At 71.6% G+C, this 26,806-nt stretch carries 19 protein-coding genes and 3 tRNA genes; 12 read left to right on the top strand and 10 right to left on the bottom strand.

What is annotated here, in order from left to right; translation table 11 throughout:
* The first annotated feature begins 73 nt into the window (after positions 1 to 73).
* On the top strand, positions 74 to 514 hold the full coding sequence (locus AB0E78_RS04005; protein WP_361827866.1) for a gamma-glutamylcyclotransferase family protein: 441 nt from the start codon (positions 74 to 76) through the stop codon (positions 512 to 514).
* A 209-nt stretch (positions 515 to 723) separates the two neighbouring features.
* A complete protein-coding gene (locus AB0E78_RS04000; RefSeq protein ID WP_361827864.1) occupies positions 724 to 1,020 on the top strand; it encodes a DUF6355 family natural product biosynthesis protein in 297 nt (98 codons plus the stop codon).
* A 68-nt stretch (positions 1,021 to 1,088) separates the two neighbouring features.
* On the opposite strand, the gene AB0E78_RS03995 is transcribed toward AB0E78_RS04000, so the two are convergent.
* Both AB0E78_RS03995 and AB0E78_RS03990 read right to left on the bottom strand, forming a co-directional pair.
* The gene (locus tag AB0E78_RS03995; RefSeq protein WP_361827861.1) at positions 1,089 to 3,215 is read right to left on the bottom strand and encodes a molybdopterin oxidoreductase family protein; all 2,127 of its coding nucleotides are present in this window, start codon (positions 3,213 to 3,215) and stop codon (positions 1,089 to 1,091) included.
* Positions 3,216 to 3,429: 214 nt separating this feature from the next.
* A complete protein-coding gene (locus AB0E78_RS03990) occupies positions 3,430 to 4,041 on the bottom strand; it encodes an ElyC/SanA/YdcF family protein (RefSeq protein WP_361828537.1) in 612 nt (203 codons plus the stop codon).
* A gap of 328 nt (positions 4,042 to 4,369) precedes the next feature.
* Here AB0E78_RS03990 and AB0E78_RS03985 point away from each other — a divergent pair, with 328 nt between their 5' ends.
* The 5 genes from AB0E78_RS03985 (at position 4,370) to AB0E78_RS03965 (ending at position 11,483) form a co-directional block, all read left to right on the top strand.
* Positions 4,370 to 5,296, top strand: a complete 927-nt coding sequence (locus AB0E78_RS03985) for a sirohydrochlorin chelatase (RefSeq protein WP_361827858.1) — start codon at positions 4,370 to 4,372, stop codon at positions 5,294 to 5,296.
* 56 nt (positions 5,297 to 5,352) lie between these two features.
* Entirely contained in the window at positions 5,353 to 6,690 is a 1,338-nt protein-coding gene (locus tag AB0E78_RS03980) for a deoxyguanosinetriphosphate triphosphohydrolase (protein WP_361827855.1), read from the top strand.
* 144 nt (positions 6,691 to 6,834) lie between these two features.
* Positions 6,835 to 8,097 carry an FAD-dependent oxidoreductase gene (locus tag AB0E78_RS03975; protein ID WP_361827853.1) on the top strand — a complete coding sequence of 421 codons (1,263 nt, stop codon included), beginning with the start codon at positions 6,835 to 6,837 and terminating at the stop codon, positions 8,095 to 8,097.
* A gap of 43 nt (positions 8,098 to 8,140) precedes the next feature.
* On the top strand, positions 8,141 to 10,048 hold the full coding sequence (gene dnaG, locus AB0E78_RS03970) for a DNA primase (RefSeq protein WP_361827850.1): 1,908 nt from the start codon (positions 8,141 to 8,143) through the stop codon (positions 10,046 to 10,048).
* Positions 10,049 to 10,166: 118 nt separating this feature from the next.
* Entirely contained in the window at positions 10,167 to 11,483 is a 1,317-nt protein-coding gene (locus tag AB0E78_RS03965; RefSeq protein WP_361827847.1) for an RNA polymerase sigma factor, read from the top strand.
* A 22-nt stretch (positions 11,484 to 11,505) separates the two neighbouring features.
* Here the strand turns inward: AB0E78_RS03965 and AB0E78_RS03960 are convergent, their stop codons facing one another.
* The 4 genes from AB0E78_RS03960 to AB0E78_RS03945 form a co-directional block, all read right to left on the bottom strand.
* Positions 11,506 to 13,416: an ABC transporter ATP-binding protein gene (locus tag AB0E78_RS03960; protein ID WP_361827844.1), complete on the bottom strand. Its 1,911-nt coding sequence runs from the start codon at positions 13,414 to 13,416 to the stop codon at positions 11,506 to 11,508.
* Between the two features lie 14 nt (positions 13,417 to 13,430).
* Positions 13,431 to 15,164: an ABC transporter ATP-binding protein gene (locus AB0E78_RS03955; protein ID WP_361827841.1), complete on the bottom strand. Its 1,734-nt coding sequence runs from the start codon at positions 15,162 to 15,164 to the stop codon at positions 13,431 to 13,433.
* 153 nt (positions 15,165 to 15,317) lie between these two features.
* Entirely contained in the window at positions 15,318 to 16,757 is a 1,440-nt protein-coding gene (locus AB0E78_RS03950) for an FGGY family carbohydrate kinase (RefSeq protein WP_361827838.1), read from the bottom strand.
* 62 nt (positions 16,758 to 16,819) lie between these two features.
* On the bottom strand, positions 16,820 to 17,122 hold the full coding sequence (locus tag AB0E78_RS03945; RefSeq protein ID WP_361057864.1) for a YtxH domain-containing protein: 303 nt from the start codon (positions 17,120 to 17,122) through the stop codon (positions 16,820 to 16,822).
* A gap of 189 nt (positions 17,123 to 17,311) precedes the next feature.
* On the opposite strand from AB0E78_RS03945, the gene AB0E78_RS03940 reads away from it, so the two are divergent.
* The 4 genes from AB0E78_RS03940 to AB0E78_RS03925 all read left to right on the top strand — a co-directional run bounded on the left by AB0E78_RS03940 (position 17,312) and on the right by AB0E78_RS03925 (position 18,137).
* A tRNA-Asn gene (locus AB0E78_RS03940) sits at positions 17,312 to 17,384 on the top strand.
* A gap of 5 nt (positions 17,385 to 17,389) precedes the next feature.
* Positions 17,390 to 17,462 (top strand) — tRNA-Asn (locus AB0E78_RS03935).
* Positions 17,463 to 17,638: 176 nt separating this feature from the next.
* A tRNA-Ile gene (locus tag AB0E78_RS03930) sits at positions 17,639 to 17,712 on the top strand.
* Positions 17,713 to 17,903: 191 nt separating this feature from the next.
* Entirely contained in the window at positions 17,904 to 18,137 is a 234-nt protein-coding gene (locus AB0E78_RS03925) for a hypothetical protein (protein WP_361827835.1), read from the top strand.
* Between the two features lie 43 nt (positions 18,138 to 18,180).
* Here AB0E78_RS03925 and AB0E78_RS03920 read toward each other — a convergent pair whose 3' ends face one another.
* From AB0E78_RS03920 to AB0E78_RS03910, 3 genes are read right to left on the bottom strand one after another with little or no spacing between them, the layout of a single operon-like run.
* Positions 18,181 to 19,782 carry a GAF domain-containing protein gene (locus tag AB0E78_RS03920; protein WP_361827832.1) on the bottom strand — a complete coding sequence of 534 codons (1,602 nt, stop codon included), beginning with the start codon at positions 19,780 to 19,782 and terminating at the stop codon, positions 18,181 to 18,183.
* Entirely contained in the window at positions 19,779 to 20,039 is a 261-nt protein-coding gene (locus AB0E78_RS03915) for a hypothetical protein (protein ID WP_361827829.1), read from the bottom strand. The genes AB0E78_RS03920 and AB0E78_RS03915 overlap by 4 nt, the downstream gene beginning before the upstream one ends.
* A 31-nt stretch (positions 20,040 to 20,070) precedes the next feature.
* Entirely contained in the window at positions 20,071 to 21,108 is a 1,038-nt protein-coding gene (locus AB0E78_RS03910; protein ID WP_361827826.1) for a rod shape-determining protein, read from the bottom strand.
* Between the two features lie 250 nt (positions 21,109 to 21,358).
* On the opposite strand from AB0E78_RS03910, the gene AB0E78_RS03905 reads away from it, so the two are divergent.
* Entirely contained in the window at positions 21,359 to 22,621 is a 1,263-nt protein-coding gene (locus AB0E78_RS03905) for an MFS transporter (RefSeq protein WP_361828534.1), read from the top strand.
* A 3-nt stretch (positions 22,622 to 22,624) separates the two neighbouring features.
* Here AB0E78_RS03905 and AB0E78_RS03900 read toward each other — a convergent pair whose 3' ends face one another.
* A complete protein-coding gene (locus tag AB0E78_RS03900) occupies positions 22,625 to 26,767 on the bottom strand; it encodes an SAV_2336 N-terminal domain-related protein (protein WP_361827824.1) in 4,143 nt (1,380 codons plus the stop codon).
* Between the last annotated feature and the right edge of the window lie 39 nt (positions 26,768 to 26,806).

Here is a 26,806-nt window from a genome sequence, read left to right as displayed (position 1 = left end):
GGGCCGGTGTCCCCTGCCGCTCCTGCCGCTCCTGCCGTCCCGCCGTGGGGTCGGTCCGGCGAGAATCGGGCGCATGATGAGACCGGAGGGGGATCGGCTGCCGTTCTTCGTGTACGGGACGCTGCGGACGGGGGAGCGCAATTATGACGTCCACCTGCGCGGCAGGGTCGAGGCGGAGTCGCCCGCCCGGCTCCCGGGGGCGGTTCTCTACGAAGGGCCCGGCTATCCGTACCTCCTGGAGGACCCCGAAGGTGGCCCCGTGTGCGGCGAGTTGATCGCCGCGCTGCCGTCCGCGTACGACCGGCTCCTCGCCGATCTCGACGCACTGGAGGTGTACGCGCCGGGTGACCCCCGCAACCTGTACGAGCGCGTCGTGCGCGAGGTGACCCTCCTGGACGGGTCGACGTCGCGCGCTTGGGTGTACGTGGCGGCGGTACGGGTGGCGGCGGGGCTGCGGGCTTCGGGGGCGGTGATCGAGGGAGGGGACTGGGCGGCGTTCCGGGCGCACCGCTGAGGAGGTGATGGTGGCGCGCGTGCCAGGCCGCGGTGCGAATCACGCAGCTCAAACGCCTGCGCACTCGATCCGGTGGACTCCGTCACCCGTGCGAGCGACCCCCGCGAACGGCCATGATCGCGGAGGGTCGCTGTTGTGGCACTCTCCGTGTGCACCAGTCGGTGCGTGAGTCGGTGCGTGAGCACCACGTCCTCAGCAGGAGTTGCCCCATGAGCCTTCGCCGTTCGCTGCCGGTCCTCGTCGGCGCCGTAGCCCTCACCCTCGGCCTCCCCGTGGCGGCCGCCGCGTCCGCTCACGCGCCGACCGCCGTCATGAACCCCTGCGGGTTCTACGAGACCGGCAGCGACGCGTTCTACAACCACTGCACGGGCGACGGCTCGAACGTCGTCATCAAGGTGGAGGTGGCGATGGCCCCCGATTACGAGCGCTGTGTCGGCCCGGGCCGGAGCTGGCTGGGTTCGGCGAGCAAGATCCAGGGCGCGCACTACACCGGCCGCACCTGCTGATTTCCGTACGCGCATGACGGCGGGCCGGGAGAGCATGCATCCCGGCCCGCTTCTCGCGCCCGGTGCCGCTAGGGCCGCTCGGCCCGCTCCAGGCGCACCGCGCACACCTTGAACTCCGGCATCCGGGAGACCGGGTCAAGTGCCGGATTGGTGAGGGAGTTGGCCCGGCCCTCGCCCGGCCAGTGGAACGGCATGAAGACGGTGTCGGAGCGGATCGTGCTCGTGATGCGCGCCGGGGCCACGGCCTTTCCCCGCCGCGAGACGACGGTCACCGGCTCGCCCTCCTCGACCTTCAGTCGCGCGGCGAGCCGCGGATGCAGCTCCACGAAGGGCCCGGGAGCGGCGGAGTTGAGCTCGTCGACACGGCGCGTCTGGGCCCCCGACTGATACTGCGCCAGGACCCGCCCGGTGGTCAGGAGCACGGGATACTCCGCGTCCGGCTCCTCGGCGGCGGCCCGATGCACCACCGGCACGAACCGAGCCCGCCCGTCCGCGGTGGCGAACCCCCCGAGAAAAAGCCGCGGAGTCCCGGGATGCACCCCGTCGACCCCGTCTTCACCTCCGCTCTCACCGCCGTCCTCGCCCGCCGGACAAGGCCAGAACACGCCCTCCCCGTTTCCCTCCCGCAGGCGCGCGTACGAGATGCCCGAGTAGTCCGCCGGGCCGCCCGCGCTCGCCCGGCGCAGTTCCTCGAAGACTTCCTCCGGGTCCGTGGGGAAGCCCTTCTCGTGGCCGAGGTGGGCGGCCAGGCCGTGCAGTACGTCCAGGTCGCTTCGGACGCCGGCGGGGGCACTTATCGCCTGGCGGCGCAGGAGGACCCGGCCCTCCAGGTTCGTCACCGTTCCCGTCTCCTCGGCCCACTGGGTCACCGGAAGGACCACATCGGCCAGGCGGGCCGTCTCGGAGAGGACGACGTCCGCCACCGCCAGGAAGTCGAGGGACCGCAGCTTCTCCTCCACGTGCGCGGCGCGCGGTGCCGAGACGACCGGGTTCGAGCCCATCAGGAGCAGCGCCTTGATGTCCCCGCCGAGCGCGTCGAGCAGCTCGTAGGCGGACCGGCCGGGGCCGGGGAGCGAGTCGGGGTCGACGCCCCACACCCCCGCCACGTGCGCCCGCGCCGCGGGGTCCGTCAGCTTGCGGTAGCCGGGCAACTGGTCGGCCTTCTGGCCGTGTTCGCGCCCGCCCTGCCCGTTGCCCTGCCCGGTCAGGCAGCCGTACCCGGCCAGCGGGCGGCCCGCGTTGCCCGTCGCGAGGCAGAGGTTGATCCACGCGCCCACCGTGTCCGTCCCCTTGGACTGCTGCTCGGGCCCGCGCGCGGTGAGCACCATCGCGGCCTCGGCGTCGCAGAACATCCGCACCGCGTCCCGGAGCTGCGGCACGGAGACGCCGCTGATCCGCTCCACGTGCTCCGGCCAGTGCGCCATCGCCGCCGCCCGCGCCTCCGTCCAGCCGCTGGTCCGCTCCTCGATGAACGCCTCGTCCGTCCGCCCCTCCGCCACCACCAGATGCAGCAGGCCGAGCGCGAGCGCCAGGTCGGTGCCGGGACGCGGCGCCAGATGCAGGTCGGCCTGCTCGGCGGTACGGGTCCTGCGCGGGTCGACGACGATCAGCTTGCCGCCGTTCGCCTTCAGCTCCGTCAGATACCGCAGCGCGGGCGGCATCGTCTCGGCGAGGTTCGAGCCGACGAGGATCACACAGCCGGTGCGCGGAATGTCCTCGAGAGGGAACGGCAGACCGCGGTCGAGCCCGAAGGCCCGCTGCCCCGCCGCTGCCGCCGACGACATGCAGAACCGGCCGTTGTAGTCGATCTGCGACGTCCCGAGCGCCACCCGCGCGAACTTCCCCAGGGCGTACGCCTTCTCGTTGGTCAGACCCCCGCCGCCGAACACCCCGCAGGCGTCCGCGCCATGCTCCGTACGCGTGCGGGAAAGACCTTCGGCGACGCGGCCGATCGCCTCCTCCCAGGTGGCCGGTTCGAGCCGGCCCGTGGCGTGGGACCGGATGAGTGGCTCGGTCAGGCGCACTCGGGAGGAGAGCACAGCGGGCGCCGTGCGGCCCTTGCCGCACAGCGCGCCCCCGTTCACGGGGAACCCCGGACGCTCCACGACCTCCACCCCGCCGGGCCCTGTGGCCAGGCCCATCCCGCATTGCAGCGCGCAGTACGGACAGTGGGTCGGTGTCGCCGTGGTGTGCATGCGGTCCAGCGTCCGCCGGGCTTGTTACGCGCCCCGACGCGCTCGCGTTACACACGCGGTAAGCCGACCTCAGCGAGCCCCGCCCCCCACTGTGAGCCCGGTCGTGCCCCGTCAGGGGCGCGGAGAACCGCGCGAGGACGGACCACGACCGGCACCCGGCGGCCGGCGGGAGCAGCCAGACGCACCCCCGCTCAAGGCCCAAGGGCCAGGTCCGTCAGCGAGGTGAGGCAAGAGCCCGGTCCACGCCGGGCTCCCGGGGCCCCAGGAACCGCGGATCCGGTTGAAACGCCGAGTCCACCGCCGCCTTGCCCGCCGCGAACAGCTCCCTCGCGCCGCCGTAGTACCAGGTCGCGTCGTGCTTGGCGTCGACCCCGACGCCGTACGACGCGACGCCCGCCGCGCGGCAGAGCGCGACGGCCCTGCGTATGTGGAAGCCCTGGCTGATCAGCACCGCCCGGTCGACGCCGAACACCTTCTTGGCGCGCACGCAGGAGTCCCACGTGTCGAAGCCCGCGTAGTCACTGACGATCCGCCGCCCCGGCACGCCGCGCTCGGTCAGATACGCGCGCATGGCGTCCGGCTCGTCGTAGTCCTCGCGGCTGTTGTCGCCGGTGACGAGGACGACCTCTATCCGCCCCGCCTCGTACAACTCCGCCGCCGCGTCGAGCCGGTGCGCGAGGTACGGAGACGGCTCGCCCTCCCACAGTCCGGCGCCGAAGACGACCGCGACCCGCGTGCGCGGCACGTCGGCCGTGCTGTGCAGCCGCCCCTCCGCCGTCACGAAGAGCCACGTCGCGGGCAGCAGCGCCACCACGCACACGGCCATGAAGGCCTGCACGGCCCGCCGCTGTCCCCGCCGCGTGCGCGGCAGCCGCAGGCGGCGCAGCCGGGCCACGCATCTGCCGGTCAGGGCCCGCACCCCTGACGGCCGGGCCGTCCCCGTCCGCCGCATCCACCCCGGCCGTTCCATCCCGTTCCCCCGTGCCCCAGGCCGGATCCCCCCGATCCGATCGCTGTCCCCAACGGTAAGCGACCGCACCGACAACCCCGCCGAGCCGTACTGACAAGCTCGCGCCGCCGCCGGTGAGCCAGGCTGAAACGGCCCGTGACCGGCGCGCAACGCGAACGCAATACGGCGCGGCCATCCTCGGTCCATGACGCCGTCGAACCCTCTTCGCGATGAGTCCGGCAGCACCCCTCTCGAAAGTACGGCGCACCTCATGGACCGCATCAACAGCCAGCTCGTCAGCCAGCTCACCCTCGTCTCGCTCGACGGCAGGCGCCGCCCCGCACCGGCGCCCGACCTCGTCGTGGTCGCCCACGGCAGCCGTGACCCCCGCGCTCTCGCCACCGTCACGGCGCTCCTCGACATCGTCCGCGAGCTGCGGCCCGGGCTCGGCATGCGCCTCGGCCACATCGAGCTGAACGAACCGCTGCTCGGCGACACCCTCGCCGAGGCCACCGGCTCCGCCGTCCTCGTGCCGCTGCTGCTGAGCCGCGGCTACCACGTCAAGCACGACATCCCCGAGGCCGCCGCCCACGCCCCGCACCTCGACACGCGGGTCGCGGCCCCGCTCGGCCCGCACCCCCTGCTCGTCGACGCGCTGCACGACCGGCTCGTCGAAGCGGGCTGGCCCACGGGTGCCGGCCAGGCGGCTCGGCGCACCGGCGGTGTGGTCCTCGCCGCAGCGGGCTCTCGCGACCCGGACTCCGCCACGGACACCCGGCGTACGGCGGACCTCCTCGCCCAGCGGCTCGGCGTACCGGTGATCCCCGCGTACGCCACGCCGACCCCGGCCGCCCCGCTCAGCGTGTCCGCCGCGGTGCGGGCCCTCGCCGCCCGTGGTCGCCACCGCACCGCCGTGGCCTCGTACTTCACCGCGCCGGGCCGCTTCGCCACGCAGTGCGCCGATGCCGCCCCCTGGATCGCGGCGGCCCCGCTCGGCGCCCACCAGGCGATGGCCCACCTCCTCCTGCACCGCTACGACCAGGCCCGCGCCACCGCGTCGGCGACCGCCCCGGCCGCCACCGCGACCTCACCCGCCCCACAGGCTCCGCCCCGTCAGCTGGCCTCCGCCTGACGGTCGCAGAGGCCCCTGAAGCCCTCTTTGTCACTGCTTGCGTTTACTGTCGGTGCATGGAAGGCACTGCACCGAACACGCACGCCGACGAGGCATCCTTTGGCGCGTCCCAGGAAGCGGTCTATGACAAGGCCGCCGTCGAGCGATGGGCCGCCGAGCCGGACAAACGGCCGGGGCGCACGGCCTTCCAGCGCGACCGCGCGCGCGTCCTGCACTCCTCCGCGCTGCGCCGGCTCGCGGGCAAGACCCAGGTGGTCACCCCGGGCACGCGCAGCAACGAGGCGTGGGACGCCAGCGCCCGTACCCGTCTGACGCACTCCCTGGAGTGCGCCCAGGTCGGCCGCGAGCTCGGCGCCGCCCTCGGCTGCGACCCCGACCTGGTGGAGACGGCCTGCCTCTCGCACGACATGGGCCACCCGCCGTTCGGGCACAACGGCGAGCAGGCGCTGAACGAAGTCGCCGAGAGCTGCGGCGGTTTCGAGGGCAACGCCCAGTCGCTGCGCCTCCTCACCCGCATCGAGCCGAAGCGCTTCGTCCGCAGCGAGGAGACGGACGAACTGGTCAGCGTGGGGCTCAACCTCACCCGTGCCGCCCTGGACGCCGCCACCAAGTACCCCTGGCCGCGCGGCGCCCACCCCACCGACCCGGATTCCCCCAAGTTCGGGGTCTACGAAGACGACAGGCCGGTCTTCGACTGGGTCCGCAAGGAGGCCCCGGGGCGCCGGACGTGCTTCGAGGCCCAGGTCATGGACTGGTCGGACGACGTGGCGTATTCGGTGCACGACATCGAGGACGGCCTGCACGCCGGGCACCTCGACCCGAACCTGCTGCACGCCGAGCCCGAGCGCCGGGACATCTTCGCCGTCGCCATCGGCCGGTACGTGCCCGCGGACACCGACCCCGAAGAGCTCTCCGAAGCCCTCGACCGTCTCCTGGACCAGGAGTGGTGGCCGCATGGGTACGACGGCTCGGCGATCGCCCAGGGCCGCCTGAAGGACGCCACCAGCCAGCTCATCGGCCACTTCTGCCTCGCCGCGGAGAGCGCCACCCGCGCGCGGTACGGCACGGGCCCCCTGACGCGGTACGCCGCCGAGCTCGTCGTCCCGCGCGAGGCCCGCCACGAGTGCGCGGTCCTCAAGGCCGTCGCCGACCGCTATGTGATGCAGCGCCCCGCCCAGGAGCGGCTCCGCGCCGACCAGCGGATCGTCGTCGCCGAACTGGCCGAGGCGCTCACGGCCCGCGCCCCCGAAGGACTCGACCCGCAGTTCCGCGCCCTTTACGACACGGCGCGCGACGACCGCGCGGCCCTGCGCGTGGTCGTCGACCAGATCGCGTCCCTCACGGACGCCGCCGCGCGCTCCCTGCACGCGCGGCTCACGGCAGGACACCCTTGACACAGAGGGCCCTGACATATGCGGAATGAACCGATCGACCACGGGGCGTGACGAAAACTGGCCGGATCGGGTCGCAACCCCTTCCCCCATCACGCTCCGTGCGGGACGCTCCCCCCTGACGGCAAGGCTTTGAGGAGGCATCAAGTGGTCGACGCGGATCAGACGTTCGTCATTGTCGGAGGAGGTCTCGCGGGCGCGAAAGCGGCCGAGACACTCCGGTCCGAGGGCTTCACCGGCCGGGTGATCCTCATCGGCGACGAACGCGACCACCCGTACGAGCGCCCACCCCTGTCGAAGGGATATCTCCTGGGCAAGGAGGAGCGCGACAGCGTATTCGTCCACGAACCCTCCTGGTACGCGCAGTCGGACGTCGAGCTGCACCTGGGCCAGACCGTCGTCTCCATCGACCGCGAGGCCAAGGCCGTCCGTCTCGGTGACCGCGACGTCATCCACTACGACAAGCTGCTTCTGGCCACGGGCGCGGAGCCGCGCCGCCTCGACGTCCCCGGCACCGGCCTGGTGGGCGTGCACCACCTGCGCCGCCTCGCGCACGCCGACCGGCTGCGGCAGGTTCTGGCCAGTCTCGGCCGCGACAACGGCCACCTGGTGATCGCCGGAGCGGGCTGGATCGGCCTGGAGGTCGCCGCCGCCGCGCGGACGTACGGCGCGGAGGTCACCGTCGTCGAAGCGCAGGCCACCCCGCTGCACGCGGTCCTGGGCCCCGAGGTCGGCCAGATGTTCACCGACCTGCACGCCGAGCACGGCGTGCGCTTCCACTTCGGCGCCACCCTCACCGAGATCGCGGGGGAGGACGGTCTGGTCCTCGCCGCCCGCACGGACGACGGCGAGGAGCACCCGGCGCACGACGTCCTCGCCGCGATCGGCGCCGCCCCGCGCACCGGGCTCGCCGAAGCGGCCGGTCTGGAAATCGCCGACCGGGCGCACGGCGGCGGTGTCGTGGTCGACGCCTCCCTGCGGACCTCGGACCCGGACATCTTCGCGGCGGGTGACGTGGCCGCCGTCCAGCACCCGCTCTTCGACACGAGGCTGCGCGTGGAGCACTGGGCGAACGCCCTGAACGGCGGCCCGGCCGCGGCCCGCGCCATGCTCGGCCAGGACGTCACGTACGACCGCGTGCCCTACTTCTTCTCCGACCAGTACGACGTGGGCCTGGAGTACTCGGGCTGGGCGCCGCCGGGGACGTACGACCAGGTCGTGGTCCGAGGTGACGCGGGGAAGCGGGAGTTCGTCGCCTTCTGGCTCAGCGAGGGACGGATCCTCGCGGGCATGAACGTCAATGTGTGGGACGTCACGGACACCATCCAGAAGCTGATCCGCGCGGGGGCGAGGCCCCCGGCCGAGTCCCTCTCCGACCCGTCCGTCCCCCTGGAGTCGCTGCTCGGGTGACGGGCCGGGCGGGAGTGTCACAACAGGGCCGTAGTATTCCTACGTGGCAGGCAGGATCAATGACGAGGACGTGAAGGCGGTTCGGGACGCGGTCCCGATCGACGCCGTGGTCTCCGACTACCTCCAGCTGCGGAACGCGGGCGGCGGCAACCTCAAGGGTCTGTGCCCCTTCCACGACGAGAAGTCACCGTCCTTCCAGGTCAGCCCGAGCAAGGGTCTCTTCCACTGCTTCGGCTGCCAGGAAGGCGGCGACACGATCGCCTTCGTGATGAAGATCGACCACCTCACCTTCTCGGAGACGGTCGAGCGCCTCGCCGCCCAGGCGGGCATCACCCTGCGGTACGAAGAGGGCGGCTACAACCCCACGAGCCAGCGCGGCGAGCGCATCCGCCTCGTCGAGGCCCACAAGATCGCCGCGCAGTTCTACGTCGACCAGCTGGAGAGCCCCGAGGCGGAGATCGGCCGCAAGTTCCTGGCCGAGCGCGGCTTCGACCAGGCCGCCGCCGCGCACTTCGCCGTCGGCTACAGCCCGGCGGGCTGGGACCACCTCACCCGGTTCCTGCGCGGCAAGGGCTTCACCGACAAGGAGCTCATCCTCTCCGGGATCTCCCAGGAGGGCCGCCGCGGCCCCATCGACCGCTTCCGCGGCCGTCTGATGTGGCCGATCCGCGACATCAGCGGCGAGGTCGTCGGCTTCGGCGCGCGCAAGCTGCGCGACGACGACAACGGCCCCAAGTACCTCAACACCCCCGAGACGCCGATCTACAAGAAGGGCCAGGTGCTCTACGGCGTTGACCTGGCCAAGAAGGAGATCGCCAAGACCTCCCGCGCGGTCGTCGTCGAGGGGTACACGGACGTCATGGCCTGCCACCTCGCCGGTGTCACCACGGCCATCGCGACCTGCGGCACCGCCTTCGGCGGCGACCACATCAAGATCCTGCGCCGCCTCCTGATGGACAACGGCTCGGCGCGGGTGATCTTCACCTTCGACGGTGACGCGGCAGGCCAGAAGGCCGCCCTGCGCGCCTTCGAGGACGACCAGAAGTTCGCCGCCGAGACGTACATCGCCATCGCGCCCGACGGCATGGACCCCTGCGAGCTGCGCCTGGCCAAGGGGGACGGCGCGGTCGCCGACCTCGTCGAACCCCGCACGCCGCTCTTCGAGTTCGCGCTGCGCCAGATCGTCGGGCGGTACGACCTGGAGACCCCCGCGGGCCGCGCCGCAGCCCTGGACGAGTCGGCGCCGGTCGTGGCCCGCATCAAGAACAGCGGCGCGCAGCACGAGGTGGCCGTCCAGCTCGCCGGGATGCTCGGCATCCTGGACACCCAGTTCGTGGTCAAGCGCGTCGCCCAGCTCGCGCGCTGGGCCCGTGACCGGGGCGGCCGGGGCCCGGCCCCGCAGCAGCAGCGCCCGCAGCACAACCAGCAGTACGGGGCGTCGGCGCCGTCCGGGCCCTCCGGCCCCGCGCTGACCCTGCGCAGCCCCGCCCACCGCACCGAGCGCGAGCTGCTCAAACTGGCCCTGCAGCGCCCGGAGCTGGTCTCCCCGGCCTTCGACGCGTACGGCGTGGACGAGTTCACCGCCCCTCCGTACGCGGCGGTGCGCCAGTGCATCGAGGAGGCGGGCGGCGCCGAGGCCGGGATCCCCGAGTCGCAGACCTATCTCGCCCGCGTCCTGGACGCGGCACCGGACGACACGGTCCGCGCCATGGTCACCGAGCTGGCCGTCGAGGCGATCCTGCGCAGATCGGTGGACGAGATGTATGCGGGCATCCAGCTCGTCCAGGTCCGGCTGCGCGCCGTCGACCGCCGCATCCGTGATGTCCAGGGCAGCCTGACCCGCCTGAGCGCGCAGGGCGACCCCGCGCAACTGACGGCCGTGCAGAACGAGTTGTGGGTCCTCCAGCAGTACGCGCAGGCGCTGCGCGAGCGCGGCGCGGACGCGCTCTGAGGTTCGGATAGCGCCCGGCTGGTTACCCGTCGGGTAACCACGCGGTCACGCACCGGTCTCAAAAAGTCACCGCACGCCCCTCGTGGCGGCCGTGTGTCGTACCCCACACTGGGTTCCGGTGCCTGAGTCCTCGGAGCGCGGCCGGCCCGCAGACAGCGGATGCGGTTCCGGTGAACCCGCGATTCCACACATCGTGTTCGGGACGGACAGCGGCGAGGCCGTCGAAGCCGATCCCGCTGTACCGCAGCCGCACGCCTCAGCAGCGATCATCATGGAGGTCGCCCCCGTGCAGACCCAGACCCTCAGCCAGACCGAGACCGCCGTTGCCGCGGAAGCGGCGGCGGTGGATACGGACGTCATCGCGGCCGTTCCGACGCAGAGTCACGCCGCACGGCACCCGGAGGCAGGTCCCGAAAGCCCTGAAGCGGAAGCCGCCCCCGAGCCCCCGGACGCCCCGGAGGCGCTCGAACCGGACAGCAGTGAGGTGCCCCAGCCGGCCCCCCGTAGCCGCGCCGACAGCGGCGGCCCGTCGTCCGACCTGTTCCGCCAGTATCTGCGCGAGATCGGCCGGATCTCCCTGCTCACGGCGGCGGAGGAAGTGGAACTCGCCCGCGGGGTCGAGGCCGGTCTGTTCGCCGAGGAGAAGCTGCGCCTCGCCACCGACCTCGACTCACAACTCGCGCTCGACCTCGACAAGTTGGTCGTCCTGGGCCGGATGGCCAAGCGCCGCCTGATCGAGGCCAACCTCCGCCTGGTCGTCTCCGTCGCCAAGCGGTACGTGGGGCGCGGGCTGACCATGCTGGACCTCGTCCAGGAGGGAAACCTGGGCCTGATCAGGGCGGTCGAGAAGTTCGACTACGCACGCGGCTACAAGTTCTCCACGTACGCCACCTGGTGGATCCGCCAGGCGATGTCGCGGGCCCTCGCCGACCAGGCCCGCACCATCCGCGTCCCCGTGCATGTCGTGGAGCTCATCAACCGCGTCGTCCGCGTCCAGCGCCGCATGCTCCAGGAGCGGGGGTACGAACCGACCCCCGAGGAGGTCGCCGCCCAGCTGGACCTGGCGCCCGAGCGGGTCAGCGAAGTCCTGCGCCTGGCACAGGAACCGGTGTCGCTGCACGCGCCCGTGGGCGAGGAGGACGATGTCGCGCTCGGCGACCTCATCGAGGACGGCGACGCGACGAGCCCCGTCGAATCGGCGGCCTTCCTCCTGCTGCGCGAGCACCTGGAAGCGGTGCTCTCCACGCTCGGCGAGCGCGAACGCAAGGTGGTCCAGCTGCGCTACGGCCTCGCGGACGGCAGGCCCCGCACCCTGGAGGAGATCGGCCGGATCTTCGGCGTGACACGAGAACGCATCCGCCAGATCGAGTCCAAGACCCTCAACAAGCTGCGGGACCACGCCTTCGCGGACCAACTGCGCGGCTACCTCGACTAGTTTGCCAGTCGGTACAGCCCGCCTAGTCGACCTCGGCCACGGCCTGCGCGAACTGAGCGGCATACAGACGGGCATAGGCCCCGTCCGCGGCCAGCAGGGCGTCATGCGTGCCCTGTTCGACGATCGCGCCGTCCTCCATCACCAGAATCGTGTCCGCGTCGCGGATCGTGGAGAGACGGTGGGCGATGACGAACGAGGTCCGCCCGTGGGCGAGCCGCGACATGGCCTTCTGGATGAGCACCTCGGTACGGGTGTCGACCGAGCTGGTCGCCTCGTCGAGGACCAGGATCACCGGGTCGGACAGGAACGCCCGCGCGATCGTGATCAGCTGTTTCTCGCCCGCGCTCACCCCCGTGCCCTCGTCGTCGATCACCGTGTCGTAGCCGTCGGGCAGCGTGCGGCAGAAGCGGTCGGCGTGTGCCGCCCGCGCCGCCTCCTCGATCTCCTCGCGGGTGACGTCCTTGGCCGCCCCGTACGCGATGTTCTCCGCGATGGTGCCGCCGAACAGCCAGGTGTCCTGGAGCACCATGCCGATGCCGGCCCGCAGTTCGTCGCGGGACATCTTCGCGATGTCGACCCCGTCGAGCGTAATGCGCCCGCCTGTGACCTCGTAGAACCGCATCAGCAGATTGACCAGCGTGGTCTTGCCCGCACCGGTCGGTCCGACGATCGCCACCGTGTGGCCCGGCTCGACCTTCAGGGACAGGTCCTCGATGAGCGGCTTGTCCTCCTCGTAGCGGAAGGACACCTTCTCCATCTCAACCCGGCCGCGCAGCTGGTCGGGACGCATCCCCGGCACCGGATCGGCCTCCTGCTCGTCCGCGTCGAGCAGCTCGAAGACCCGCTCGGCGGACGCGACACCGGACTGCACCAGGTTCGCCATCGACGCGACCTGCGTGAGCGGCATCGAGAACTGCCGCGAGTACTGGATGAAGGCCTGCACGTCACCGATCGACAGCGCGCCGGACGCGACCCGCAGGCCACCGACGACCGCCACGAGGACGTAGTTGATGTTCGACATGAAGAACATCAGCGGCTGCATGGCCCCGCTGTTGAACTGCGCCTTGAACCCGGCCTCGTACAGCGCGTCGTTCTGCTCGGCGAAGGCCTTCGCCGACTCCTCCTGGCGCCCGAAGACCTTCACCAGGGTGTGCCCGGTGTACATCTCCTCGATGTGCGCGTTGAGCTTGCCGGTGGTCTTCCACTGCTGCACGAACTGCGGCTGCGACCGCTTGCCGACCTTCGTCGCCACGAAGAACGACAGCGGCACGGTGATCAGTGCCACCAGGGCCAGCAGCGGCGAGACGTAGAACATCATCACCAGTACGCCGACGATGGTCAGCAGCGAGTTCACCAGCTGGCCCATGGTCTGCTGCAGGGTCTGGCCGATGTTGTCGAGGTCGTTCGTCGCCCGGCTGAGCACCTCACCGCGCTGCCGCTTGTCGAAGTACGCGAGCGGCAGCCGCGACAGCTTCGCCTGGACGTCGCCGCGCATCCGGAAGACCGTCTTGTTGATGGCACGGTTCGAGAGCCGCGTGGCCACCATCATCAGCAGGCCGGCGATCAGGAACGTGCAGAGCGCGAGGAGCAGCACCTCGCCCATGGCGCCGAAGTCGATGCCCTTGCCGGGCGTGAAGTCGACCCCGGAGAGCATGTCGGCCATGCCGCCGTCGCCCTTGTCGCGCAGGCTCTCGATGGCCTGGTCCTTGGTGATGCCGTCCGGCATGTCACGGCCGACGATGCCCGCGAAGAGCAGGTCGGTCGCCTTGCCGAGGATCTTCGGGCCGAGCACGCTGAGCCCCACGCTGAGCACTCCGGCGCCGAGCATCCCGTACATCGTGGCGCGTTCCGGCTTGAACTGCGTGAGGAGCCGTTTGCCGGAGCCCTTGAAGTCCATGGACTTGGAGTCCGGGCCCATCATGGGTCCACCCATGCCACCAGGGGGCATTACGCGGCCTCCGCTTCCGTCAGCTGGGAGAGCACGATCTCCCGGTAGGTCTCATTGCTCTCCATCAGCTCGTGATGGCGTCCCGTCCCCACGACCCGGCCCTCGTCGAGGACGACGATGCGGTCGGCGTCCCTGATCGTCGACACGCGCTGGGCGACGATCACGACGGTCGCCTCGGCGGTCTCGCGGCCGAGCGCGGCGCGCAGGGCGGCGTCGGTCGCGTAGTCGAGGGCCGAGAAGGAGTCGTCGAAGAGATAGATCTCGGGGCGCTGCACCAGGGTCCTGGCGATCGCGAGGCGCTGGCGCTGACCGCCGGAGACATTCGTGCCGCCCTGCGAGATGGGCGCGTTCAGGCCCTCCTCCAGGCTTTCCACGAAGCCCTTGGCCTGGGCCACCCGCAGGGCGTGCCAGAGCTCCTCGTCCGTCGCGTCCGGATTTCCGTAGCGGAGGTTGGTGGCGACCGTGCCGGCGAAGAGGTACGGCTTCTGCGGCACCAGGCCCACCGTCCTGGCGAGCAGCGCGGGCTCGATGGTGTGCACGGGCACGCCGTCCACCAGGACCTCGCCCTCGGTGCTGTCGATGAGCCGCGGCACGAGGCTGAGCAGCGTCGACTTGCCGCTGCCGGTCGAGCCGATCACGGCGGTCGTCTCACCGGGCCGGGCGACCAGGCCGACGGCCTTCAGGACGGGCTCCTCGGCGCCGGGGTAGCGGAAGCCCGCGTCGCGGATCTCCAGGTGGCCGTGGCGCAGCAGCTTCCGTACGGGGGAGGCCGGGGGCACCACGCTGCTCTCGGTGTCCAGGACCTCCTCGATGCGCTCGGCGCAGACCTCGGCGCGCGGCACCATCATGAACATGAAGGTGGCCATCATCACGGACATCACGATCTGCATCAGATACGCGAGGAACGCGGTGAGCGCCCCGATCTGCATGCCACCGCTGTCGATGCGGTGCGCGCCGAACCACACCACGGCGATCGACGAGACGTTCACGACGGTCATGACGATCGGGAACATCAGGGCGAGCAGCTTGCCGGTGCCGAGCGACACCTCGGTCAGCTCGGCGTTGGCCCGCCGGAAGCGGTCCTGCTCGTACTCGTCGCGGACGAAGGCGCGGATGACGCGGTTGCCGGTGATCTGCTCGCGCAGCACGCGGTTCACGGTGTCCAGGCGCACCTGCATGGTGCGGAAGAGCGGGCGGAGCCGCTTCACGATCAGGCTCACGCAGATCGCGAGGACGGGCACGACCGCGACCAGGACTCCCGAGAGCGGTACGTCGAGGCCGAGGGCCATGATGATGCCGCCGACGCACATGATCGGCGCCGACACCATCAGCGTGAACGTCATCAGGACCAGCATCTGCACCTGCTGGACGTCGTTCGTGGTCCGGGTGATCAGCGACGGCGCGCCGAACTGCCCCAACTCCCGTGCGGAGAACGACTGCACGCGGTCGAAGACGGCGGCCCGGACGTCGCGGCCGAGCGCGGACGCGGTGCGGGCGCCGTAGTAGACGGCGCCCACGTTGCAGACCACCTGGGCGACGGTGACGGCGATCATGATGCCGCCGAACGACAGGATGTAGCCCGTGTCGCCCTTCACGACACCCTCGTCGATGATGTCGGCGTTGAGCGTGGGCAGATAGAGCGAGGCGCAGGTCTGCAGGAACTGCAGCAGCACCAGCAGGGCGATGGGCTTCTTGTACGGACCCAGATGGGCCCGTAGGAGTCGTATGAGCACGGGGTCTCTCGAGAGGCGTGGACGGGGTTTCGGGCGGAGTCGCCCCCATACTCCGATACCGCACCCGGGCATGCGCAACCGATTAAGCCATGACCGGGTAAAAATGTTGCCCGAGTACAGAACGGCTCCCGGCGCCCCCTGACGGGGCGCCCCTCAGTAGCCGCTCGCCTCGAATGCCCCGGGATGGGTCTGCTCCCGCACGGTCCGGTACTGCTGTCGCACCGCCTGCCCCACGGCGTGCTCATCGCCCGGCTCGAATACCTGCGCGGTCGCCCCCTGCCAGTAGGGCAGTTGGCCGTTCAGCGCCCAGGCCGCCTGCCGCGCCGCACCGATCGCCGCGTAGTCCGCGGGCTGCGGCACCACGACCTGCGTGCCGAACAGCATCGGCGCCGCGGCCTGCACCGCCGGCAGCTCGGCCGCCGCGCCGAGCAGGAAGACCCGGCGCACCTCCACGCCCCGGCCCCGCAGCACGTCCAGCGCGTCCCCGAGCCCGCACAGCATGCCCTCGAAGGCCGCCCGCGCCAGATGCTCGGGCCGCATCGACTCCCGCCGCAGCCCGGTCAGGGTGCCCGCCGCGTGCGGCAGATTCGGCGTTTTCTCACCCTCCAGATACGGCAGGAGTACGAGCCCGTGCGCTCCCGGCGTCGACTTCATGGCCAGCTCCGAGAGCCCCTCCAGATCGGACACCCCGAGCATCTCGGCCGCGCCGCGCAGCACCCGCACGGCGTTCAGCGTGTGCACCACCGGCAGATGCATGCCGGTGGCGTCCGCGAGCGAGGTGATCGTCCCGCTCGCGTCGACCAGGGCCTCGTGGTGCACGGCCATCACGGACCCCGAAGCCCCCAACGAGACGACCGCGTCGCCCTGTTGGACCCCGAGCCCGAACGCCGCCGCCATCGTCTCGCCGGTCCCCGCCGAGATCAGCAGCCCCTCGGGCGTCGTCCCCGCCGCCTCGGCGGGACCGATCACCTCGGGCAGCATCGCCTGGTGGCCGAGCGCGAGCTCGACGAGATCGGGGCGGTACGTACCCGTCGCCGCCGACCAGTAGCCGGTCCCGGAGGCTCCGCCCCGGTCGCTCGTGCGCCGCGCGGGCCGCCCGAGCAGCTGCCACACCAGCCAGTCGTGCGCCTGCATGAGGGAGGCGACGCGCTGCGCCGCCTCCGGCTCGTTCTTCGCCAGCCAGCGCAGCTTCGTCACGGGGTGCGCCGCCTGCGGGACGCAGCCGACGGCCTGCGCCCAGGCCTCGCGGCTGCCGAGTCCGTCGATCAGGTCGGCTGCGGCGACCTGCGCCCGCCGGTCGTTGCCGACGAGCGCGGGCCGCACGGTGTTGCCGTGCTGGTCCAGGGGGACGACCGCGTTCTGCTGCGCGGAGACGCCGATCGCCTGCACGCCTTCGAGCAGCCCGCCGCCCGCTGCCTCACCGAGCGAGAGCAGCCAGGCCTGCGGATCCACGTCCGACGGACGGCCGCCTCCATCGGGGCCCTCCGTCGGATGCGGGGCATAGCCCTGCTTGAGTACGGCGCCCGTGTCCGCGTCACAGACCACGATGCGCGTGAAATCGGGCGAACTGTCCAACCCTGCGACTATCCCCATGCCAGGAATTCTGCCGCACCGCGCGACGTGTCCCGTACCTCAGCTCCCAGGAGCCGCCCCGGTCACGTATTGCTGGTGCCCCAGTCGTCCTCGCCACTGCCCTGCCCGCGCTCGCGCAGCGACCGCACCCGGTCGGCCACCGAGTCGGGGACCCGGTCGCCGACCTTCTCGGACACGGAGTGGAAGGCCTTGCCCGCCACGTCGCGGCCCTGCTGTGTCGCGGACTCCACCGTGTTGCGCACGGCCGGGTTCTGCGCGAACTCGCGGGCGGACTTCTTCAGCTTCTCGTAGCGTTCGCGGCCTGCCCGGGTACCGAGCACGTACCCGAGAGCCACTCCCGCGACGAATGTGAGCCGGTAGCGCATGGCTGCCACCCTTCCCTTGCCTCGGCATCGATCGTCTGTTCGCTCGTCTGTTGCCCCGTGGGGGCGGTGGGGATGCGGTGGGGATACCGATTGGCGGAGCACCCCCCTGCTTGCGCTAATGTATGTGTCGCAGCGACCGCCCGCCGCCTGGAGAGTTCCCAGGTAGCTGCGTTCGATGCAACGAGACGATCCCCTGTAGCTCAATTGGCAGAGCAGCCGGCTGTTAACCGGCAGGTTACTGGTTCGAGTCCAGTCGGGGGAGCTCGGTCTCCTGTAGCTCAATTGGCAGAGCAGCCGGCTGTTAACCGGCAGGTTACTGGTTCGAGTCCAGTCGGGAGAGCTGTGAGGAAGGACCCCTGGGATTGCCCTCAGGGGTCCTTTTTCGTGCCTGGTGGAACCATGCGGGCAGCACTGAGGTCCTCATGGTCGAGCGATGCCGACCATCCGAAGCAGGAGATCGTATGAGCGGCTATGCTGCGGCAGACGGCGCGCACAAATGTGCGCGACGCGCCGTTAGGGGCGGTAGCTCAGCCGGTTAGAGCAGCGGACTCATAATCCGTCGGCCGTGGGTTCGAGTCCCACCCGCCCCACCGAAGCGCTGGGGCGCAGGAACGATTCCACCTGCGTCAACAGCGCAAACCTCCCCGTCCTTCTCTTTGAAGTGACGCGCGGGTGAGCTTCAGGCCCGGGATCCGGGGCAGCAGGGCCTCATGAAGATATTGATCGTCCTGGTGGTCATCGGCCTGGCAGCGGCCTGGTACACGCAATCGCGGAAGCGGCGTTGAACGCGCACGCCGGATCCACGGCAGCCGCCCCGGTGGCCGTGCATCCCCCCTCAGGCACCGGAGGCCGCCGGGTGACGGTCCACGGGCAGATCCTCGGCCTCGCGCACTCGGACGCGGACGTGGTCGAGTTCCTGCGGGTGGCCGGGCTGCCGGACGCGGAGGAACTCCTGGACGATCCCGCGTGGGTCACGTGGCGCGGCGGCCCCTCACACCAGTACGAGGCGGCTTAGGCAAGGGCCCTGCCCAGGGCGGACGGCCGCCGTCCAGAGCCGTCTAGAGCGGTGCCTGCCAGGTGGTCGTCGTGCCCGATCCGACACCGTCCGTCGTGCCGTCGTCGTAGACCGTCAGACGTACCCCCGTCCGGCCGTCCGGCAGCGTCGCCCGCGCGTCCACCGCCACCTCGATGCGCGTCACGTCGGGGCGGCGGGACGCGGCGGCCAGGGCGCGGCGCAGGGCGGCGAGGAGATGGCCCGCCGCCGGGTCCGTGACGCGGGCGTCGACAGCGCCGGTGAAGTGCACGGAGGGCTGCACGCCGACCACGGCCGCCGCGCCAGCCGTCTCGCGGAGCACCTTGCCGCGGAACGTGGTCGGGGCGTCGGCCGGCGGCTGCTGGAGCGCGAAGATCGCCGTACGGACCTCCTGGATGGTCGACTCCAGCTCGTCCACGGCCTGGTCGAGCGTGGACTCCACCTGGGGCGAGGTGTCCCTGCGCCGGGTCGACTCCAGCATCATGCCGGTGGCGAAGAGCCGCTGGACGACGAGGTCGTGCAGGTCGCGTGCGATGCGGTCGCGGTCCTCGAAGACCGCGAGGCGCTGCCGGCTCTGCTGTGCGTCCGCAAGGACCAGGGCCAGGGCGGCCTGTGAGGCGAACTGCGTGGCCAGGAGACGCTCCACGGAGGTGTAGGCGCGCTCGCCCCTGCGGCGGGGCAGCGCGAGCGTCCCGATGAGCCGCCCGCCCGCCTGGAGCGGCAGCATCATGCTGGGCCCGAAGTTGGTCCGCACATGCGTGGTCATCCGGGGGTCGGTCGCGGAGTCCTCGATGAACACCGGCTCACCCCCGAGCAGTTGCTCGAGGACCGCGCTGCCGGGCTCGATGGTCGTGCCGATGAGGTCGTTCTGGAGGGCGTGGGGGTGCACCTCCGCCTCGCTCGGGGGTCTGAGGCCGTCCTCCGCCTCCGTCGCAGCCGCGACGATCCGCATGCCGCCCTGGTCCGTGGGCTGCAGGATCACCCCCGCCGAGGCGCTCGCGAGGATGCGGGCCTGCTCGGCGACCGTCATCAGGGCGTCGGCCGCCGGTTCGCCGGTGAGCAGGGCCGTGGTGACCGCCGCCGCGCCGTCGATCCACCGCTCGCGCTGCCTGGCCGCCTCGTACAGGCGGGCGTTGCCGATGGCGATGCCCGCCTGGCTCGCCAGGACGCGGAGCAGCTGGAGGTCGTCCTCCGTGAAGCGGCCCGCGCGCTTCTCGGTGAGGTAGAGGTTGCCGAACGCCTCGTCGTGGACGTTCACCGGCACGCCCAGGAAGCTGTGCATCTCCGGGTGCCCCGGCGGGACCCCGCACGAGCGCGGGTCCGCCGTCAGGTCGTCCAGGAGGAGCGGCCGCGGCTCGCGGATCAGGGTGCCCAGGAGGCCCGAGTGGCCGTCGGGGAGGGCGCCGATGCGTTCGCGCTCGGCCGTGGTCAGGCCCGCGGTGAACAGGTCGGTCAGCTTGCCGTGCCCGGGGTCGATGACGCCGAGCGCGCCGTACCGGGCGCCGGTCAGCTCGGTCGCGCTCTCCACGATGTGCTGGAGTGTGGTGTGCAGTTCGAGGTCCGAGCCGACGCCCAGCACCGCGTCCAGGAGGGGCACCAGGGGCAGCGGCAGGTCGTCGCCGTTCATCGCGCGGCGCCGCTCGGCCCCGGTCCCGCCCCGCCGCCCCGCGCCTTCTTGACCAGGCTCAGCAACGAGACCACCATCCACGCCCCCTCCAGAAGCAGAAATCCCCACTGACGTTCGTACAGAGCATCACCCGCGGTGAGCCCGGAACCGGTGAAGTTCAGCCAGAGGTAGGGCCAGGTGTCCGTGCCGAGCCTGCCCGCCTGGGCGAGGACGAAGGCGAGCAGGATCAGCGCGGAGCCGATCAGCTGCACGGTCATCGACATACGGGAGCTCTGCGGAAGCCCGGAGTCAGCCGGAGAGCGGGTTGAGGACCAGCGGCTGGATCTTGCCCTCCAGCATCGCCCCGAGCCCGAGCACGGCACACACGTCGGGCCGTTCGGCGATCTCCACCGGCATCCCCGTCGCGTCCCGCAGCATCTGGTCGAGCCCCGGGAGCAGCGCGCTGCCGCCGACCATCATGATCCCGCGATCGGCCAGGTCGGCCACCAGATCCGGCGGGCAGTCCCGCAGCACCTTGCCGATGCCGTCCAGTACGGCGGTGAGCGGGGTGTGGATCGCGTCGCGGACGGCGGCGGTATCCACGTGCACCGACCGGGCGAGCCCCGTGGCCACGTCACGGCCGTGGATCTCCGTCGACTCGGGCCCCTGTGACGTGAGGCCGTTGCCGCGCAGGGCGAGCTGCAGCGGACGTACCGACTGGCTGGGCAGCATCAGCTCGTGGTGGTGGCGCAGGTGCTGGACGATCGCGTGGTCGATGGCCTCGCCGCCGACCGGGATCCGCTGGGCCGTGACGATCGACCCCAGGGACAACACCGCGACCTGTGTGGTCGCCGCCCCGCACACCAGGATCATGGTCGCTTCCGGCCGCTCGACGGGCAGCCCGCAGCCGACCGCCGCCGCGATGAGGGTGTCCACCAGCTCGACCCTGCGCGCCCCGAGCCCGACCATCGTCTCGACGGCGGCACGCTGCGCCAGCGGGTCCGCGTCGTGCGGCGTGCAGGCGGCGGCGCGCAGCCGCGGCTTGCGGCGCAGGGTGCGGCGGAGCTTCTCGCCGAGGAGGTGGCGCAGCATGCGCTGGGCCATCTCGATGTCGACGACGGTGCCGCCGGAGACGGGCCGTACGACCCGGATGTAGCCCGGCGTACGTCCCGTCATCTGCTCGGCGAACTGGCCGACCGCGATGAGCGCGCCCGTCCGGGTGTTCACGGCGGCGGCGCTGGGTTGGTCGACGACGAGACCCGCGCCCTTCACGAACACCCGGGTCCTCGCGGCACCCAGGTCGACGGCGATGTGGCAGCGACGCAACTGCTCCAGACTGACGGTCATGGCAGATCCTCCCGAGAGCGCAGACCGTACGGACCGTCGGACGACGGTCCTGTCTCGCATCGTGCGGTGGCCGAGGGCGGAGCGCGCGTTGGGCTGAGCCGGGCGGGGTGCCGCCGCACGGGTGGTCTTGATCGCGTCTGGGACGACGCAGTTAGCATCGCGTGTGACGCATACGCCCCCGGAAGAAGACGAAGCCGACGGCTCCCACATACCCGAAGCCGACAACAACCCCCCGCTGCCCCCGCTACCAGTGGAGCCTCAGGGGTCCGTCACGAAAAGGCGGATACTCGCCGATCTGACTCCTTTGCGTACGTCCGTCGACTACCGCCGCCTCTGGTTCGGCAACACGATCTCCTGGATCGGCCAGGCGATGACCGCGCTCGCGGTCTCCCTCCAGGTCTACGACATCACGCACTCCAGCTTCTCGGTCGGCCTCGTGGGCCTCTTCTCGTTGGTCCCCCTCGTGGTCTTCGGCCTGTACGGGGGCGCGATCGCGGACACCGTGGACCGGCGGAAGCTGGGCCTCTGCTCGTCGCTCGGCTCGTGCGCCCTCTCGCTGGGCCTCGCGTCGGCCGCGTTCGCCGGCTTCCACCACGTGTGGTTCCTGTACTCCGTGGTCGCGCTGCAGGCGGTCTGCGGGGCGCTGAACTCGCCGGCGCGCTCGTCGATGATCCCGCGGCTCCTTCCGCCGGAGCAGCTGCCAGCGGCCAACGCCCTGTCGTCGATCACGACGACAGGAGGCGCGATGCTCGGCCCCATGCTGGGCGGGCTCATCGTCGGCCTGTGGGGCTATCAGGCGGCCTACACGGTGGACGCGGTGGCCTTCAGCGCCTCGCTGTACGCGATGTGGCGGCTGCCCGCGATGCGGCCCGAGGGTGCGGTGGAGGGGGTGCCCAGGAAGCGGGCCTCGGTCCTGGACGGCCTGCGGTTCCTGGCCACGCGGCCGAACCTGCGGATGACGTTCTTCACTGACATGTGCGCGATGGTGCTGGCGCACCCCCGTGCGCTGTTCCCCGCCGTGGCGGTGGTGTGGTTCGGGGGCGACGCGAAGACGGTGGGCCTGCTGGTCGCCGCGCCCGCGGTCGGCGCGCTGCTCGGCGCGGTGTTCTCCGGGTGGCTGGGGCGGGTCCGGCGGCACGGGCTGGCGATCCTCCTCGCGGTGGCCGGGTGGGGCACGGCGATCGCCGTCTTCGGCCTGACGCGGAACCTGTGGCTCGGGCTGTTCTTCCTCGCGCTCGCGGGCTGCGCGGACACCATCTCGATGGTGTTCCGGAGCACGATGCTGCAGGCGGCCGTGCCGGACGAGATGCGGGGACGGCTGCAGGGTGTCTTCATCGTGGTGGTGGCGGGCGGCCCCCGGCTCGGGGACTTCATCGCGGGGTCGGTGGGTGATCTGGGGTCCCCGGGCCTCGCGGTCGTGGGCGGCGGCATCGCGTGCGTCGTCGCCGTGGGGCTGCTGGCGCTGCGGTGGCGCAGGTTCGCCCGGTATGACGCTGGGGCGCCGGAGGCGTGAGGGTCATGTGGGGCGCCGGGTGACGTCCAGTTCCCGCAGGGAGCCGATGGTGCCGACGGCTCCGGCGGCCAGGAGCCCTCTGCCGGTCCGTTCGTCGGGGGCGTACCCGACGAACGGGATGCCCAGGCTCCGGGCCGCGGCCGCCTCGAGCACGGAGGCTCCGACCATCAGACACCCGTCCGGAGGCGAGCCCAGCTGTTGCAGCGCGCGGCGCAGGCAGTCAGGGTCGGGCAGCAGGAGCCGGAGGAACTCGCTGCGACCGTGGACTCCGCCGTCCGGGTGGGGGAGTTCATGCGCTTTCAGGTACGCAGCGACGGCGCGCGGCGAGACATCGGTGGCGATGGCGATACGGGGGCGGCCCGGCCGGGCGCGCAGCAGCCTGGTGGCGTGCGGCGTGGGCTTTCCGGTGCGGGCCGCCCGCGTCTCGATCCGCTCGAGCTGGAGGCTCATGTCCCGTGCGAGCTGCTGGTGGGTGGATCCTCCGTACGCGCGGAGCACGTCCAGGGGGTGCAGTCGGCCCTCGCTCCAGGTGCCGACGCCGTTCGGCAGCCCCGGCAGGGTGGCCTCGCCCGCCAGGGCCGCCTCGACGTCGCGCTGTTCGACGGCGAGCGCGACGAGAGCGCGGGCACCCTCACGGGCCGCCTTGCCCGGATAGAGGCTGATCAGGGTCCCGTCGAAGCCGAGGATCAGCGTGTCGACGGAGGTCGGCCAGGGAGTTGCCCGGGGGCCGGCGGGCGGTGTGGCCACCACCTCGCAGTACCAGTCGTCGGACTGTGGGACCGGTTCGAACCGGGCGTCGCCCATACGGCCCGAGCGGCGGAGCCTATCGTGCAGATCGTTGGAGACGATCACCAAGGCGCGGCTTCCAGGCCGGTCGAAGACGTGCCGCAGCTCGGCGGGGAACGTCAGGGGCGCCACGGTGGGGTCCGGCTCGTGGGTGACGGTGACACCCAGCCCGATGTCCGGCAACTGCTCGAAGACGCTCGCCAGTTGGTGGAGCGCCGCAGTCAGTACGTGCAGGACCTGGACCTCCGGTGCGACAGCCACGTCCCAGCCACGGGGGCGGGGCAGCAGCTCGAAGTGGTCGGGGCCGATGCCGCCGGTGATGAGCAGATGCGCGATCTCCCGGCCCAGCTTGTGCAGGATCTCCGACTGGAGGCCGGAGGGGCGGGTCAGATATTCGAAGGTGAGGGTCGTTCCTGGGGGCGTCGGCTGGTCGTCCGGCAGCTCACGGCTGACGCCGAGGTCGTCGAGCTGCTCGCCGGGGAGTTCTTCGTGGGGGGCGAGGACCTCGTCCTCCGTGTAGGGGAACTCCCGGAGAAGCTCGGCGAGTTCGTCGTCACTCCGGGCAGCAAAGCCCTGCTCCCGGTCCAGGTCGCCCCATGTATGCAGCAGGGACTGCCGCAACTCGGCGATGGTGGTGCGGGTGGCGAGGGCTGCGGGGCCGGGGACATCGGCCAGTGGGGTGCCGCGCCACAGGTCTAGGGCGGACCGCACGAGTTCCCGGGAGCGGGTGAAGTCCCCCGCGAAATAGGCGGCCTGGGCGTCCGCGGCCAGCCGCTGGCAGTGGAAAAGGTCGACGCGGTCGGGGCCTGAGGGCAGGGGGAGGGTGTAGCCGTCGTCCCCGGAGACGAAGGTCTCCGGGGCCAGCGTTCTGGCGAGGCGGCGCTCGCACGCGCGCAGGTCGCTGTACGCGGTTTCGTTGGAGGGTGGGCCCCAGATTCCCTCGATCACTTCGTCGTGCGGGACGAGGCGACCGCGTTTGAGTAGGAGCATGCAGAGGAGTGCTTGCTCCTCGGGGGATTCGATGTGCAGGGGGTGGCCGTTTTGGGTCACTTGGAGGGGGCCCAGGAGGGAGTAGGAACGGTCCTGCCGCGGGGGCTCCGTAGTGAGGTTGATCAGTTGGTCGATGCCGAGGCGTCGGCGCTCCGGTTCCTCGGATGCGAGGTCACGCAGGGAGTGCTGCATGCGGTATTCGATGTGCTCGGGCAGGGCCAGGTCGTCGAGCGCTAAGGGGAGTTGTTGCGCCGTCTGATGCCCAAGTCCGCCGCACATCTCGCCGACGACGCGGCTGAGGGCGTGAAGGTCGAACTTGGTACTCGAGTGCTGGGGGGAGGAGACCTCCAGGCCGGTCAGTACCGGGCCGCGCGTTGTGACGATGACGGACGAGGTGGAGATGGCGCCATGGGTCAGGCCTGCGGCATGCAGAGCATTGACTGCCCCGGCCAGCGGGGGGATCAGTGCCATGAGCTGGTCAGGGGGGAGGCCGTACGGAGAGCGCGAGAGCCGGTTGCGCAGGCTGTGCCCGTCGACGAACTCACTGACCAGGTAAGGTACGTCGCCCTCGACGCCGAAGTCGAGAATGGCCGCCACATTCTCGTGACGGAACCGGGAGAGCTCGCGCGCGCGGTCCTTGAAGCTCAGATGCAGCCACTGCGCAGGCTGCGGATAGCGCCGCACCAGTACTGTCTGATCGCCGTGCCTTGTGTCTTGCGCGAGCCATGTCGAGAAGCGTCCGGTTCCTCTCACTAGTCGGTACCGTCCCGCGACCAGGGGCGAAGCTCCCCCCAACTGCCGCACACTCTCCGGAGTGACCGTCGCGAAAGGCTCCCCCACAGGAGCCGCTCCCCCGCCGGGCGAAGACGCCACCGCCCGCAGCTCCCCGGGGGCCGTCCCCGCTCGATCGTCGATCAGTCCGCCCACCCGGGCGAGGAGTTCCCGCGTACGACCGCGAGCGGTACGCGGCAGAGTGCGCAGCAGCAACTCCCGCACCCCGTCGCGGAATTCGTACGACCCGGGGTCCGTGTCCGAAGCCAGCATCATCCCGCTGAGGATCACCTCCGCGAGGTGTTGCGGGCGCGGGTGTTCCTCCACCGCGGCCTGAACGAGCCGCATCACCCCCAACTGTGGCTCGCCCACGGCCAGATGGCCCGCCAGGCGGAAGGCCGCCGGGGACGCCGTCGAGCGGAAGCGGAGTACGAGGTCCTCGGCGCTGAGGTCGCCGATGTCCGAGGCACCGGCATCAAGCGCCGGAGGCTGCGGGCCGGGGCCGAGCCACCCCACCGCCCCCGGCAGCTGCGCCCCACCCGCGTCCGCCACCAGCGCAGACCAGTGGGCGAGCCACGGCCCGGCGGGTTCGAGGACCGGGATCGGCACCGCCCCGGCGGGCGGCGCCTCCGAGGCGGCGTACGGAGTGAAGGAGAGAGCCGCGGACGGTGCCGCGGGGGACGGTGCCGTGAGCGAGCCCGGAGTCGTGGGCAGCGCCGTGGCGCGCCAGAGGCGTTCCGGCAGTGGCTGGATCACGGCCACCGGCAGCTGCGCCGCCCAGCGCCGCAGCGTGCGGTACCAGCGGGTGCCGGCCGCGCCCTGCCGCCACTGCGGGCCCATGCAGTCGCTGATCACGAGGGTGACCGTGCGGCCCGACGCGGGGGCGTGGGCGGCCTGGGGCGGCACCGTGCCGTCCGGCTCCGCCCGGTGCAGCTCCACCGTGCGGAAGATGCCGGACTGGGCGAGCGCCGTGTGGAGTTCGTGGACCAGGGGGCGCCAGATCGGCATCGTGGGACCCGCGTCGTACACCAGGCACAGGCGCAGCCAGCGCTCTTCGGCGGGGCGCAGAACCGGAAGCCAGCCACGCGGGTGGCCGCCCAGGCGGGCGATGCGGTGGGCCGTGGCCTCCTCGTCGATGACCTGCCCCACGGGGGAGGGGACGCGGCGCTTCAGGGGACGCAGGGCGCGTTGCAGCGTGAGGGGGTGCGTCACCATCGGGGGGACGGGGACCCGGACCGGAGTGTGAGCGGTCGCGTCCGGCGCGCCCGCCGGGACCGCAGACGAGGCGGGCACCCCTGAGGCGTCACAGCCCGCCGGAGTCGGCAGCCGCAGCGGCACCCGGTCGTCCGGTGCGGGGGCAGGCTCGGGTTCGGCGGGCTGTGGGCGCGGCGGGTCCTCCGAAGGCGGCGCGGGTGGCGGCGTGGACGGCACGACGTCGGAGGCATCCGGCGGCGTCACCTCACCACCGCCCATCTGCCCCGCAAGCCACAGCAGTTCGGCCAGCTCGACCGATGTCGGACGTGCGCCGTCAGCCGCCTGGGCGAGAAGATCGGCGAGCCGCGCGACGGGGCCCCGGTGCGGGGGCGGGTCAGCGCGCATCGGGGCCCGGATCCGTGTCCTGCGGCAGGTACGCGATCA

The organism is Streptomyces sp. NPDC032198 (genome assembly GCF_040636975.1).
Classification (GTDB): Bacteria; Actinomycetota; Actinomycetes; order Streptomycetales; family Streptomycetaceae; genus Streptomyces.
Note: the sequence above shows the minus strand (reverse complement) of the source record. Positions and strands in the feature narration are given on the sequence as shown.